The organism is Ferrovibrio sp. GW821-FHT12E11 (assembly GCF_058806975.1).
Genome location: NZ_JBXAQG010000002.1, coordinates 213,827 through 226,490, shown reverse-complemented (window position 1 = coordinate 226,490; position 12,664 = coordinate 213,827). Strand labels below are relative to the sequence as shown.

Sequence of the window (12,664 nt, the reverse complement as noted above, 5' to 3'; positions counted from 1 at the left end):
TGCGAATAGCGACAGATAAAGAAAAGCCCCGCAAATGCAGGGCTTTTCCATAATACGTATGCTGACAGATTAAATCCGGTCAGCCACCCTTCTTCGCAGCAGGCTTGCGCTGGCTGGCCGCCGACATGAAGCTGTCGAAGGTGCCTTCAGCAACGCGGAACCAGAGCAGCTGGTCGTCGCGATACTTCGACCACTGATCATAGACCTTCTTGAACTTCGGGTTGGCGGCAGCGACTTCGGCATAGACCTGGTTCGCGGCATCGAAGCAGGCTTCCATGACCGGCCGCGGGAAGGGACGCAGCTGGGTGCCGCTGGCAACCAGTTTCTTCAGTGCGACCGGGTTCTGCGCATCGTACTTGCCAAGCATCCAGCTGTTGACTTCGGTGCTGGCGGCTTCGAGTGCGGCCTGGTACGGCTTCGGGAGGCTGTCCCACTGTGCATTGTTGACGTACAGCGAGACCTGCGGGCCGCCTTCCCACCAACCGGGGTAGTAGTAGAACTTGGCCACCTTGTTGAAGCCGAGCTTCTCATCATCATACGGACCGACCCACTCGGCGGCGTCGATGGTGCCCTTTTCCAGCGCCGGATAGATGTCGCCGCCAGCGAGCTGCTGCGGCACGACGCCCAGCTTGGTCAGGATCTGGCCGGCGATGCCGGCGATACGGAACTTCAGGCCCTTCAGGTCTTCAACGGTCTTGATTTCCTTGCGGAACCAGCCGCCCATCTGCGTGCCGGTGTTGCCCGCCGGGAACTGAACGATGTTGTAGTCCTTGAAGAACTCGCGCATCAGTTCCTGGCCGCCGCCGTTGCGCATCCAGGAATTCTGCTGGCGCACGTTGAGGCCGAAGGGCAGGCAGGCGTCGAAGGCAAAGGTCGGATCCTTGCCGACATAGTAATAGCTGACGCTGTAGCCGGCTTCGACGGTGCCGGCCTGGACGGCGTCGAGCACCTGCAGACCGGGGACGATTTCGCCGGCAGCGAAGACGCGGATCTGGAACTTGTTGTCGGTCAGTTCAGCGACGCGCTTGGCCAGCTGCTCGCCGCCGCCATGGATGGTGTCCAGGCTCTTCGGGAAGCTGGTGGGCATGCGCCACTTGATTTCGGGCAGGCTCTGCGCGATCGCCGGGGCCGGAAAGCTGGCAGCGGCGCCGACGGCACCGGCGCCGGCAACGGCCGCGCCGGAGAGGAATTTACGACGAAGCATGTTTGGTGATCTCCCTAGAGATGTTGGTGGCCGGCGTTCGAACAAGCGCTGACGCAACACATAAGTACACGGAGAATCCGCATACGGTGCCGAAAAATACCCCTCAGAAGAGCGGGGCGCAAGAATCGGAGGTCAAAGCAGAGGGGCGGCTGTCAGGGGTGCCGGGAGCGATGGCGCATCCGGATCCAGGCGGCGCCAGCCTTCCTGGGTGAGAGCCTCCAACGGGCGGAAGCGGCTCTTGTAGGCCATCTTGTGGCTCTCGGAGATCCAGTAGCCGAGGTAAACATAAGGCAGGCCTAATTCGTAGGCATTCTGGATGTGCCAGAGAATGATCAGGCTTCCCGGGCTGCGCCGTTCAAAGTCTGGATCGAAGTAACTGTAGACCAGGGAAATCCCGTCATTCATGTCGTCAATCAGGCAGACGCCAAGCAGGCGGCCATCCGGATTGCGAAACTCGGTCAGGCCGCTGCGGACCGGACTGTCCTCGACCATGGCGCGGTAATCAGCGAATTCCATATCTGCCATGCCGCCGCCGTCATGGCGGGCCGTCACGTAACGGCGGAAGACCTGATAATGCTCGCGTGTGGCATAGGCTGGCAGACGGCGGGCCAATACACCGGTGTTGCGACGCAGCACCTTGCGCTGGGGGGCATCCGGAACGAATTCCGCCACCGGGACACGGACGGGTACGCAGGCATTGCAGTTTTCGCAGGCGGGGCGATACGCGAGATCCTGGCTGCGGCGGAAGCCGGCCTGGCTCAAGGCGTTGTGCAGGCCGTCAGGATCATCGCCTGCCAGCAAAGTCACGACTTTCCGCTCCAGCCGCCCTGGAAGGTAAGGGCATGGCGTGGGCGGGGTGGCAAAAAAATGCCGTAAAGGTATCTGCAGGCGATGTTTCACGTCGCAGCCCATCTCATTACAGTCGAAAACCAGATTAGCGTAATTGGCCCGCTTGGGGAGGGGGGATTCTGAGCTAAAATCACGCCCGGCGTATCACGACTGTGCCGCAGAGCTGGTCATGCAGGCAGCGGCGATAGTTGTTGAACAAGGGCCAAAGCAGGATCAGGCCGCTGGTAAAGCCAACGGAAAGGTAAAACACGGCCGTGTGCAGCAAAGCCTGCAGATAACCTGGTTTGCCGCCATTCCAGGCACGGACTTCAAGCCCGAACAGCCGCATGCCCAATGTGCCGGACGCCGGCCCGCCAATGGTCAGTGTGTGATAGGCCGCCGGGATCAGAGACGCGAGCAGCACCAGCAGCGGCGTCAGCAGTCCGAGAGTGGCTACCGATAGCACCACCAGGGCGAAGTAATAGAATACCAAAAGCAGCGCAATGACGCATGCGTCGATGGCGTATCCGAAAACACGACGCCATAACAGGCCTTCAAAACGCCCGGGATCTGCAAACGGATCGAGCAGGGGGACGGCTGTTGGAACCGGCTGTGTGGATGGCTGCTCTGACACGCGGCCTCAGCGGGTTGGCAGGATGCGGACAGGGCTGTTTTGCCCCGGCCCATTCAGACCAGGCGGCAATGGCGGCGGCGGCGGCGGATTGCGCAGCGCCCCCGGCCGTGACGGCTGACCGGTTCGCTGCGGCCCTGCTCCGGCGGCGCCGGCGCCGGATCCGGGGCGGGGGACGTCGCTGAGCAGCAGGATGGCGATGCGGCGATTGCGCGGATCAAGCGGGTTATCCTTGATCAATGGGTCCTGATCGGCATTGCCGGTGACCTGACGAATGCGCTCGGACGGAACACCGGCCTCGATCATGGCGCGCCGCGCCGCATTGGCGCGATCGGCGGAAAGCTCCCAGTTCGAATAGGCACCCTGGCCACGGAAGGGTTGCGCATCGGTGTTGCCGCTGATCGCCAGCTTGTTCGGCAGTTTTGAAACCGCCTGGGCGACCTGCTGCATCAGGCGACGCGCCTTGTCGTTCATGCTGGCGGCACCCGAAGGGAACATCGAGGACTGTTCTTCGTCGACCAGCTGAATCCGGAAACCCTCCGGTGTGTTGTCGAACACGATCTGCTTCGAGAGTTCCGAGAGCTGCGGGTTATTCTGGATCGCTTGGCGAATTTGTTCTTCGGCCTCGCGGAAGTTTTCGGCTTCCGCCTGTGCGACGCGTTCGCGCGCCGCCTGCGCATCAATCTGCTGCAGGTCGGTGATCTGTCCCGCGCCAGCGCCCAGTTGCTGCTGGTCGCCGTCGCCCTGCTGAACCGTCTGGCTGGGATCCTGGAAGCGGTCGCCCTGTGTGCCGGGTGCCGGCGGCGGCTGCCGCGAGTCCGGGTATTTCTGATCGTATTGCGGCTGATCGGGCTGATCGGATTTTTCCGAAGACGGGCCGACAATCATGGTCGGCAGGCCGAAGCTGGAAATCTTGCCGCCGTCTTCCAGAATGGTGCGTCCGCCCATGACGCCACCGGCGCCCGAGAAGCTGCGGCTAACGGAAGCCGGCGAGAAGTAATCGGCCACGCCTTTTTTCTGTTCGTCTGTGGTGACGTTCAGAAGCCACAGCAACAGGAAGAAGGCCATCATCGCCGTCACGAAGTCGGCATAGGCCACCTTCCAGGCGCCACCATGGGCAGCATGGGCGCCTTTCTTGATCTTCTTGACGATGATTGGACGTTCGCCGTCGGCGGTCGCCATCGCTCAGTCCTCCGCAGTCGTCAGACCGACTGCACTTTGCTGGTCGCTTCTTCAACTTCGTAGAAGCTGGGGCGCACATTCGACATCAGCGATTTGCGCGCGAATTCCACCGACACGGCGGGTGCGTAACCTTGCAGATGGGCCAGCAGGCCGGCTTTGACGCACAGCAGGTATTTGCTGTCATGTTCCTGCGTCGCCTTCAGGGCTGCCGCGATCGGCGAGACGATGCCGTAAGAGATCAGAATGCCGAGGAAGGTGCCGACGAGCGCGCCGCCGATCAGGCGGCCCAGCACTTCCGGCGGCTCGCTGATCGAGCCCATGGTTTTGATAACGCCGAGCACCGCGGCCACGATGCCGAGCGCCGGGAAGCTTTCGCCGAAGGCCGACATGCCGCCTTGCGCCAGATGATCTTCCTGGTGATGGATTTCCAGTTCCATATCCATCAGGGATTCCATCTCGTGCGGATTCTCGCTGCCCAGGGTCATCAGGCGCAGATAGTCGCAGAGGAAGTCCATGTTGTGGTGATCGGCCATGAACTTCGGAAACTGGCTGAAGAGTTTGCTTTCTTCAGGTTTCTCGATGTGCTGCTCCAGCGCGAGCATGCCTTTGCTCTTGGCGAGCTTGAACACGCTGTAGAGCATCGACAGCAATTCCAGATAGTCGTCCTTGGTGTATTTCGGCCCTTTGAAGGCGACCTTGAAGCCGTTCAGCGTGGCCTTGAGCACGGGTTTGGGGTTGCCGACAATGAGCGCGCCCACACCGGCGCCACCGATGATGACGAGCTCAAATGGCTGCCACAGCACGCCGAGCTTGCCGCCCATGGCGACATAACCGCCCAGCACGCAGCCCATACCGACAATCGAGCCGATAATAATCAGCATTTAAACACTCCATGCCCGCGCCCGGCGAATCCACCCGGCGCGTCAACCCAACCCATATTTATCGTATGCGGGAGGTAAATAGAATATTGAAAAGACGTAATGGTTTACGGGGGCTGGCGGGGGCTCAGCCTGAGACGCCCCAGGGCTCCGGCTTCGATATCCCCGGGGCGAAGCGACATCGGGATGTACTGAACGCCAGCCCAGGGGGCGGCAAAATCACGGTAATTGGGCGAAAGCACATGTCCCGACTGGCCGGTGGAATGGATAAATTGCGACCGGTTAAGGTCGGCCAGGTCATAAATGGCCCGCAATGAGGCGGCATGGCGGTTGGCAAAGGGCTCGGTTTCCTGACCCAGGTCATTGCGGCCGACATTCACGCTAAAGGCGTCGCCGGGGGTCGGGACGCTGACCTCGAACAGCCGCCTGAGCGGCGCGATGGTGCTGAATGGCCGGTGCGGTGCCTTGGCGAAATGCGCCTCGCCCCAGCGCCACCGGCCGAGATCGCCGCCGTACCGGCTTTTGAGATCGCTCAGGGCCAGGTCGAGGGCTTCGGCAACCAGGGTGGGGCAAGACGTTGGCGCACCGGTTGCAACATTGGCACACCAGCGGGCCTGCCCGTCTGTGTTGGCGAGGATGTTTTTCATCAGGACTGGCCGGAAGCGCCAAAGTGGCAGAAACGACTCTCCCAATTCGTCGGCCAGCACCAGGCGGGTCAGCTCGCGATACCACGCCTGAAAGATCAGTGGTTCAGACCGGTTGGCGGTCATCGCGCCGTCCCAGGCAGACATCATGGCGTGGGTGGTTGGCAGCTCGGCGTTGCGCGGAGTGCTTTTTTGCGGCGCGCCCAGCATCAGCGGCAGGATATCGCTAACCATCAGCGACACAGTGTCGCCCTGGAGCTGTTTGAAACTCTCCACGGAATGGACCGCGCGCTCCTGGAGCAGCTGCTCGATCCGGCGTGCGCGATACGGTTCTGCCCATTCGGAGGTAATGAAATGCGGGTAGCTGTCGGGCACAATTTTGTGATTGGCGGTAACCAGCATACCCTTTGCCGGATTGTAGCTGCGCGGCAGCTCGTTAAAAGGAATGAAGCCGGTCCAGTCGTATCGCGCGTCCCATCCCGGTGCCGGCGACAGTCCCTTCAGATCGTTATCCGGACGGCGAACCGGGATTAAACCCGGCGCCAGAAAGCCGATATTCCCGTCGCGATCGGCATAAACGATATTCTGCTGCGGTGAGACAAAACGTTCGAAATTCCTGACAAAGCTGTTCCAATCCGTCACCGCTTCGAGTCCGAGCAATGAATCGGCTGTGGTGTCTTCATCGCGCAATGCCGTCCAGGCAAAGGCCAGGACATAGCCAGGTTCGATCAGGCGCTGAGCTGAGTCGTGGACATCGCTGATAACAGGGCCATGGCGCGTTTCGCGCACCGTGAGTGCAACGTCGTCACCGCCGCGCAGCTTGATGATTTCCTGCCTTGTGGCAAAGGCGGCTGTGCCATCCGGTGTTACGTAACGGCCAGAATCATTCGGGTCGATCTTCTCAATGAAGAGATCCTGAGTGTCCGGTCCAGTATTGGTGAAGCCCCAGGCGACGCGACCGTTATGACCCAGGATAACGCCAGGGACGCCGGGCAATGTTGCGCCGATAATGCCATTGTTCTGGACGGTGAGATGGGCGAAATACCAGATTGCAGGCGTCGTCAGGCCCAGATGCGGATCGTTGGCTAGCAGAGGCAACCCCGTAACGGTGCGTTTGCCATGCACGACCCAATTGTTCGAGCCGATGCCTTCGGGTGGCGGGGCGGGCAGGGCCTGCTGCAGCTGGTCGAGATTGATTGCGGCCGTGACCTGCCTGTAAAGGCTGCTGTAATCTGCCAGCGCGACCGGTCCGTCGCCTGGATAGGGCGGGAAAAATTCTTCAATCTGCTGCTTGCTGAGGCGGCGCGACAGACTGAGGCGCGCCAGCTCACTGCCCCAGTTCCCGCTCAGATCCCAGGCCATCATCTTCAGCCAGCCAAGCGAGTCCGCAGGTGTCCATGGCTCTGGCGATACGTCGAAGACGAGGAATTCCGGAGGCAACGGGCCGGGATGATCGGTGATGAAGGCATTGATGCCGTCGGCATAGGCCTGCAGATAGGCCTGGGTGTCAGGCTGAAGATAGGCGAATGCGGCGACAGCCTTGCGGCGGATACCGAGGGTGCGTGTAAACCTGTCTGTATTGAGGGTGGCTGTGCCAAAAATTTCGGACAGGCGGCCGGCTGCGATGCGGCGCTGTACTTCCATTTGCCACAAGCGATCCTGAGCATGGGCATAACCCAGTCCGAACGCGCTGTCGTTGCGGCTGGCAGCACGAATATGGGGGACGGCGTAGCGGTCGCGCAGGATTTCAAGCGGTCCGGCAAGTGCCCGGTCGACCTTTACCTCGCCATTGACGGCAGGCAGTGAGAGGCGGGCAATGACATAGATGCTACCAGCGGTGATCCCGGCAAGCAGAACCAATGCCATAACCAACCGAATCAACCAGCGCATAACGCCCCGCTCGCGACAAAGACACGAACTGGCTTAGCAGATTCGCGAGTGATTTGCAGGTTTCAAAAAACGCCACAGCACCGGCTGCTGGCATTGGCCGCCACAATCAGGCGATCGCAACTTCCCGTTTGGCTGCAGGAGCAGGAGCAGGAGCGGGGCTGTCGCTCTGGGCAGTGCTGGTCGTCTGGGCCTTCGCAGGCTCGGCGGCCTTGTCGGAATCGCTGCCAATGATGCGGGGTTCGGCCTTATCGTTCTGCTTGTCGCTGCCTTCGGCGCGCAAATCCGAGTCATCGGGCAGGTTCTGCGCATACTCGCGAACCGCACGTGGACTTGGATATTGCTGCTGAACTTCGCCGGTCTGGCTGTTGCGGATTTCGACAATCGCCAAGCGTGTCTCTACATCGAGCCTGATGAACGGGCTGACGAAAACGGCCAAGCCTCCCGTCGAGGAGACTTTCGTTTCAGCAGCTTCGTTGTCCGAGCGAACGGAGAGAGCCGCGGAACTAACGGTTGTGGAGGTGTCTGTACTTCGAGCAGAGCGGGCAACTACACCGCTACTGCTCGACGAGGCGTAACTGCCTATGGTGTCGAGCGGCATGATGGGCTTCTCCCACGCCAGAACTTGGGTAACTCTGTATTCTGTTTACTATAATTGCCCCTGTCCCGCAAGTTGAAATTGTATGTGCCCTACAATCAAACGCGGTGGGTTGCGTTTGAGGCAATTGCCCGTTCCGGCGCCATGGTGCAAACTGGGGGCGTGAATCGAACGCATCTTCTAATAAATTGAAAAACAAAGACTTTTGGAGAAAAAGATGGCGAAGGTGGCATTCATCGGTCTGGGTGTTATGGGCTTTCCTATGGCCGGGCACCTGGCCAAGGCCGGGCATAGTGTAACGGTCTGGAATCGTTCCGCGGATAAGGCAGACCGCTGGGTGGCCCAGCATAAGGGGCAAAAAAGGTTAACCCCTAAGGAGGCTGCCACCGGCGCTGAATTTGTCATGGCCTGTGTCGGCAATGACGATGATCTGCGGTCTGTCGTCTATGGCGAGACAGGGATTCTGGCCGGCCTGGCCAAGGGGGCAGTCTTCGTTGACCATACAACGGCATCGGCTGATGTTGCCCGCGAGATTGGCGAGAAGGCCAAGGCCAATGGTCAGGGTTTCATCGATGCGCCGGTTTCCGGTGGCCAGGCTGGTGCCGAAAATGGCCAGCTGACCATCATGTGCGGCGGCGATGAGCCGACCTATGAGAAGGTCAAGCCGGTGATCCAGGCCTATGCCAAGATGCAGAACCTGATGGGTGCGACCGGCAGCGGCCAGCTCACCAAGATGATGAACCAGATTTGTATCGCCGGTCTGGTGCAGGGTCTGTCCGAAGCGCTGGCTTTCGGTCGCGCCTCGGGGCTCGATCTGACCAAGGCAGTGGAAGTGATTTCCAAGGGCGCAGCCGGGTCCTGGCAGATGGACAACCGCCACAAGACGATGATCGAAGGCAAATTCGATTACGGCTTCGCGGTCGACTGGATGCGCAAGGACCTCGGCATCTGCCTGGCCGAAGCGCGCCGCAACGGTGCCAGTCTGCCGGTGGCGGCACTGGTCGACCAGTTCTACGCCGAAGTGCAGCAGATGGGGGGCAATCGCTGGGATACGTCCAGCCTGATCGCGCGTCTGGAAGCGACCAAGACCGCCAAGAAGTTCTGATTATCCGTGATGCCGGTGGCGGCGGCCCGTCAGGGCTGCTTGCCGTCGGCCATCATGCGGGCGACGTCACGCGCAAAGTATGTCAGCACGCCGTCGCAGCCGGCACGTTTGAAGGCGAGCAAGCTTTCAAAGGCCACCTTGGTGCGATCAAGCCAGCCACGTTCAGCGGCGCCGGCCATCATGGCGTATTCACCGGAGACCTGGTAGGCGAAAGTCGGCAGGCGGAAAGCCTGTTTCACCCGCCAGCAGATGTCGAGATACGGCATGCCGGGCTTGACCATCACCATATCCGCGCCCTCGGCGACATCGAGAGCAACTTCGCGCAGGGCTTCGTCGCCATTGGCGGGATTCATCTGATAGGTGCGCTTGTCGCCCAGGCCGAGATTCACGGACGAACCGACGGCATCGCGGAATGGGCCATAGAAAGCGGATGCGTATTTTGCTGCATAGGCCATCAGTTGCACATGGCGGATGCCGTCGCGCTCAAAAGCGCCGCGGATCGCCGCGATGCGGCCATCCATCATGTCTGACGGAGCGATGATATCGCAGCCGGCCTGCGCCTGCACGATCGCTTGCTGGACTAGCAAAGCGACTGTTTCGTCATTCAGAATCACACCATCACGCAGCAGTCCGTCGTGGCCGTGACTGGTATAGGGATCCAGGGCCACATCGCACAGCACGCCCAGATTTTTGGTCGCAGCCTTTATAGCGCGGACACTGCGGCAGACCACATTATCGGGATTGAGACCTTCGCGACCGTCATCGCTTTTCAGCTTGGGGTCGGTGGCCGGAAAGAGGGCAATCGCCGGAATGCCAAGGGCTTCGGCTTCCTTCGCAGCAACGACTGCCGCATCGATACTCAGGCGTTCGACTCCCGGCATCGAAGGGATCGCGATATTGGCAGAGCCGTCGTGGACGAAAATCGGCCAGATCAGGTCATCGACGCTCAGGCGGTTCTCGGCGACCAAGCGGCGCGTCCAGTCGGACTGGCGCAGGCGGCGGGGACGGGAGACCGGGAATGGCGGGGGCGGGGTAATCGGATGGCTGCTCATTCACAGAGCTTTATCAAACCGCTCCTGAAACGCAATCCAGACCCAGGGAGAAGTACCCAGAATCCGGCCCAGACGCAGGGCAAGGCCGAAGGAAATCGGCCTTTGGCCGGATAGCACCAGTTGTAGCAGCCGGCGTGGCATGCGGGCTTCGCGATGGAACATCTGGGGGTCTGAGCCGCGGGCGCTGATGGCGCGCTCCAGCAGGGTTCCAGGATGGATCGGTAGCATGATCGGACCTCCACGCCATGATGATGGCGGAGAATCATGCGCCTGGTTGGTTAATGTCCCGTAACGCCGCCACCGCCGCGCGGTGTGCGGCCTGCCAGACGATCGAACTGGCTGACCAGGTCTGCGACGTCTTGCTCCAGCGGTTCGGGCGGCAGCAGGGTGGCGGCATCGTTGGCTGCGGGCGGTGCCGGCTGTTTGACGGGCTGCTGGGCGGCCAGCTTGGCGGTGAGCTCGATATCCTCGCGGCACCGTACGGTGAACCAGAATGTCGAGCCTTCCCCCAGGGCGCTCACCATGCCGATCTCGCCGCCCATCAGATGCACCAGATGCCGGCAGATCGTCAGGCCTAGGCCGGTGCCGCCATAACGGCGGGTCATGGAGGCGTCGGCCTGGGTGAAAGGTTCAAAGAGCTTGTTCTGCTGGTCTGCTGCGATGCCGATGCCGGTGTCACGGATGGCGCAGTGAAGCATGAAGTCGCCGTTCTGCAGCGGCGTGGCGGTAATCGTTATGGTAACCAGGCCGTTCTCGGTGAACTTGATGGCATTGCCGATCAGGTTAATCAGGATCTGGCGCAGGCGCAGCGGATCGCCGATCACATGCTCGGGCACACCATCTGCGAGATCGATGGTCATGCGGTTGTTATTGTCACGGGCGCGGGGCGTCAGAAGTGCGACAACATTATCGATGGCTGGGCGAAGGTCGAAATCGATCGCCTCGATCTGCAATTTGCCCGCTTCCAGTTTCGACACATCGAGAATGTCGTCGATCAGGCCGAGCAGATCGCGCGCCGACTGATGCGCCACTTCGGCATAGCGCTTCAGGGCTGGTTCCAGCTCACTGCGATGAATCAGGCTGAGCATACCGAGCACGCCGTTCATCGGCGTGCGTATTTCGTGGCTCATCATGGCCAGGAAACTGGATTTCGCGCGGTTGGCCGACTCTGCGGCATCTTTGGCCAGTGCCAGCGCCTGTGCCGTTTCAGCCAGCTTCACCGACTGTTCTTCCAGCAACTGGCGCTGTAGTTCCAGCTCGTTCATCTGACGGCGGATCTGGTCGACGTCTTCCAGGCTGCCGATCATGCCGACAGGTTTGCCGGTTTCATCTCTGCCGACCTCGGCACGGGCCAGCACCCAGATGTAACGGCCATCGGCACGGCGGATGCGGAACTCGATTTCATAAGGGATTGCCCCCCGCTGCGCATCCTTGGCGCGCCGCTCCACCATCTTGAAGTCATCGGGATGAATGAGCGTGTTGAAGGCCTCGATTGACATGCGCGATGTCAGCAGGTCATTGGCGTTGCCGTCCTGCAGATAGTTGGCGACGATCAGCAACTCGCCTGTTGCCAGGTTCCAGTTCCAGATGCCCAGGCGACTGCTGCGTGCAGCAGCCATGAACAGGTTGTTGCTGGCTTCCAGGGCACTGCGCGCCGCTTCCATGGCGCGCTGCTGGATGGTGACGCGCACGGCCAGGGCGATGAGGCCTGCGATCATATAGGTGGCGACAAGACAGGCCATGAAGGACAGCGCCGGCACCAGGGGGTGCGACGCGGTGGCGACATTCGCCTGCCAGAGAATGAACGATGCCAGGACGCCGCCAATCAAGACGACGGACTGGCCGATCAGCAGGGTGATCGGGGCAATCTGCGGCGACAGGTGGAAGGTGCGGGCAGCGCAGGCCGCGCCAAACAGCAGCAGGATTAAGGCACCGTCTGGCAGCGCCGCAGCATGGGCGGTCCATGACGGCCGCTGGGGCAGCAGGTCCAATGCGCCAATGGTCAGTGTCAGCGCCAAGGCCAGCAGGGTCATGGCGATGGACCAGCCCAGCGGCACGTTGGTGAGGGTTGCCCGACCGGCCGCGGGCACATAGAGCCGCGCGGCGGTCAGAAGATAGCCGAAGGCAACCAGCGGTCCCATATGGCCGGACCACAGACTGCTCAGGGCCAGAGGGGCGGCTTGTGTGGCCAACTGTAAATCGGCGTGCTGCAGGAATGCCAGCAGACCGACAATAGCCAGGCAGCCCATCGCGAGTGCCAGCATGCGTGACAGGCCGCCAGCCGTATCCCGGGTCAACAGGGACAATCCACCCAATGCGGCGCCAACAGCGATGTCGAGATGCGCCGGTGGTTTCCCTGGTAGCCAATCGATGTTCGGCATGCCGCCGATGAGTGGCAGGCCAAGCAGAACTGCGGCAATGGCGATCAGCAGTCCGGCCAATCCATAGGCAGCACCGCGCAAGGGCCAGCCGATGCCTGATTTCGCATCCGGCATTGGTTCAGCGGTAGGGGACGGCAGCATGGATAAGTATCATGAAGGCCAATGGAAACGGCCGCGAAGCTAGCATGGGGGGCTGGGCCGTGCGACTCTATTGAGGTGGCGTTACCCTTTTGGAGTAGGCGTTGACTGGTGTGTAGCGGGCGATTAAGACCCG

Annotated in this window: 11 protein-coding genes; 1 reads left to right on the top strand and 10 read right to left on the bottom strand. The window is 61.1% G+C overall.

Annotated features, from left to right (window positions below):
• Nucleotides 1–79 precede the first annotated feature (79 nt).
• The 7 genes from AC1ROT_RS21225 to AC1ROT_RS21195 all read right to left on the bottom strand — a co-directional run bounded on the left by AC1ROT_RS21225 (nucleotide 80) and on the right by AC1ROT_RS21195 (nucleotide 7,855).
• Complete coding sequence (locus AC1ROT_RS21225) at nucleotides 80–1,204, bottom strand: TRAP transporter substrate-binding protein (RefSeq protein WP_493001499.1); 1,125 nt, start codon at nucleotides 1,202–1,204, stop codon at nucleotides 80–82.
• Nucleotides 1,205–1,336: 132 nt separating this feature from the next.
• Entirely contained in the window at nucleotides 1,337–2,104 is a 768-nt protein-coding gene (locus AC1ROT_RS21220) for an arginyltransferase (protein ID WP_492973067.1), read from the bottom strand.
• 79 nt (nucleotides 2,105–2,183) lie between these two features.
• Entirely contained in the window at nucleotides 2,184–2,666 is a 483-nt protein-coding gene (locus AC1ROT_RS21215) for an RDD family protein (protein ID WP_493001497.1), read from the bottom strand.
• 6 nt (nucleotides 2,667–2,672) lie between these two features.
• Nucleotides 2,673–3,845 carry a flagellar motor protein MotB gene (locus AC1ROT_RS21210; protein ID WP_492973065.1) on the bottom strand — a complete coding sequence of 391 codons (1,173 nt, stop codon included), beginning with the start codon at nucleotides 3,843–3,845 and terminating at the stop codon, nucleotides 2,673–2,675.
• A gap of 20 nt (nucleotides 3,846–3,865) precedes the next feature.
• Nucleotides 3,866–4,726, bottom strand: a complete 861-nt coding sequence (gene motA, locus AC1ROT_RS21205) for a flagellar motor stator protein MotA (RefSeq protein ID WP_492973063.1) — start codon at nucleotides 4,724–4,726, stop codon at nucleotides 3,866–3,868.
• A 104-nt stretch (nucleotides 4,727–4,830) separates the two neighbouring features.
• The gene (locus AC1ROT_RS21200) at nucleotides 4,831–7,257 is read right to left on the bottom strand and encodes a penicillin acylase family protein (RefSeq protein WP_493001495.1); all 2,427 of its coding nucleotides are present in this window, start codon (nucleotides 7,255–7,257) and stop codon (nucleotides 4,831–4,833) included.
• 106 nt (nucleotides 7,258–7,363) lie between these two features.
• Entirely contained in the window at nucleotides 7,364–7,855 is a 492-nt protein-coding gene (locus AC1ROT_RS21195) for a hypothetical protein (RefSeq protein ID WP_493001493.1), read from the bottom strand.
• 214 nt (nucleotides 7,856–8,069) lie between these two features.
• Here AC1ROT_RS21195 and AC1ROT_RS21190 point away from each other — a divergent pair, with 214 nt between their 5' ends.
• Entirely contained in the window at nucleotides 8,070–8,957 is an 888-nt protein-coding gene (locus AC1ROT_RS21190; RefSeq protein WP_493001492.1) for an NAD(P)-dependent oxidoreductase, read from the top strand.
• A gap of 29 nt (nucleotides 8,958–8,986) precedes the next feature.
• Here the strand turns inward: AC1ROT_RS21190 and hemB are convergent, their stop codons facing one another.
• From hemB to AC1ROT_RS21175, 3 genes are read right to left on the bottom strand one after another with little or no spacing between them, the layout of a single operon-like run.
• Complete coding sequence (hemB, locus tag AC1ROT_RS21185) at nucleotides 8,987–10,009, bottom strand: porphobilinogen synthase (RefSeq protein ID WP_493001490.1); 1,023 nt, start codon at nucleotides 10,007–10,009, stop codon at nucleotides 8,987–8,989.
• Nucleotides 10,010–10,237, bottom strand: coding sequence for a helix-turn-helix transcriptional regulator (locus tag AC1ROT_RS21180; protein WP_493001489.1), 228 nt, complete (start codon nucleotides 10,235–10,237; stop codon nucleotides 10,010–10,012).
• A 50-nt stretch (nucleotides 10,238–10,287) separates the two neighbouring features.
• Entirely contained in the window at nucleotides 10,288–12,531 is a 2,244-nt protein-coding gene (locus AC1ROT_RS21175) for a sensor histidine kinase (RefSeq protein ID WP_493001487.1), read from the bottom strand.
• Between the last annotated feature and the right edge of the window lie 133 nt (nucleotides 12,532–12,664).

Excerpts from the sequence above, each read along its gene's own strand:
- AC1ROT_RS21225 (WP_493001499.1), bottom strand. The coding sequence starts at position 1,204 with ATGCTTCGTCGTAAATTCCTCTCCGGCGCGGCCGTTGCCGGCGCCGGT.
- AC1ROT_RS21210 (WP_492973065.1), bottom strand. The coding sequence starts at position 3,845 with ATGGCGACCGCCGACGGCGAACGTCCAATCATCGTCAAGAAGATCAAG.
- motA (WP_492973063.1), bottom strand. The coding sequence starts at position 4,726 with ATGCTGATTATTATCGGCTCGATTGTCGGTATGGGCTGCGTGCTGGGC.
- AC1ROT_RS21200 (WP_493001495.1), bottom strand. The coding sequence starts at position 7,257 with ATGCGCTGGTTGATTCGGTTGGTTATGGCATTGGTTCTGCTTGCCGGG.
- AC1ROT_RS21195 (WP_493001493.1), bottom strand. The coding sequence starts at position 7,855 with ATGCCGCTCGACACCATAGGCAGTTACGCCTCGTCGAGCAGTAGCGGT.
- AC1ROT_RS21190 (WP_493001492.1), top strand. The coding sequence starts at position 8,070 with ATGGCGAAGGTGGCATTCATCGGTCTGGGTGTTATGGGCTTTCCTATG.
- hemB (WP_493001490.1), bottom strand. The coding sequence starts at position 10,009 with ATGAGCAGCCATCCGATTACCCCGCCCCCGCCATTCCCGGTCTCCCGT.
- AC1ROT_RS21180 (WP_493001489.1), bottom strand. The coding sequence starts at position 10,237 with ATGCTACCGATCCATCCTGGAACCCTGCTGGAGCGCGCCATCAGCGCC.
- AC1ROT_RS21175 (WP_493001487.1), bottom strand. The coding sequence starts at position 12,531 with ATGCTGCCGTCCCCTACCGCTGAACCAATGCCGGATGCGAAATCAGGC.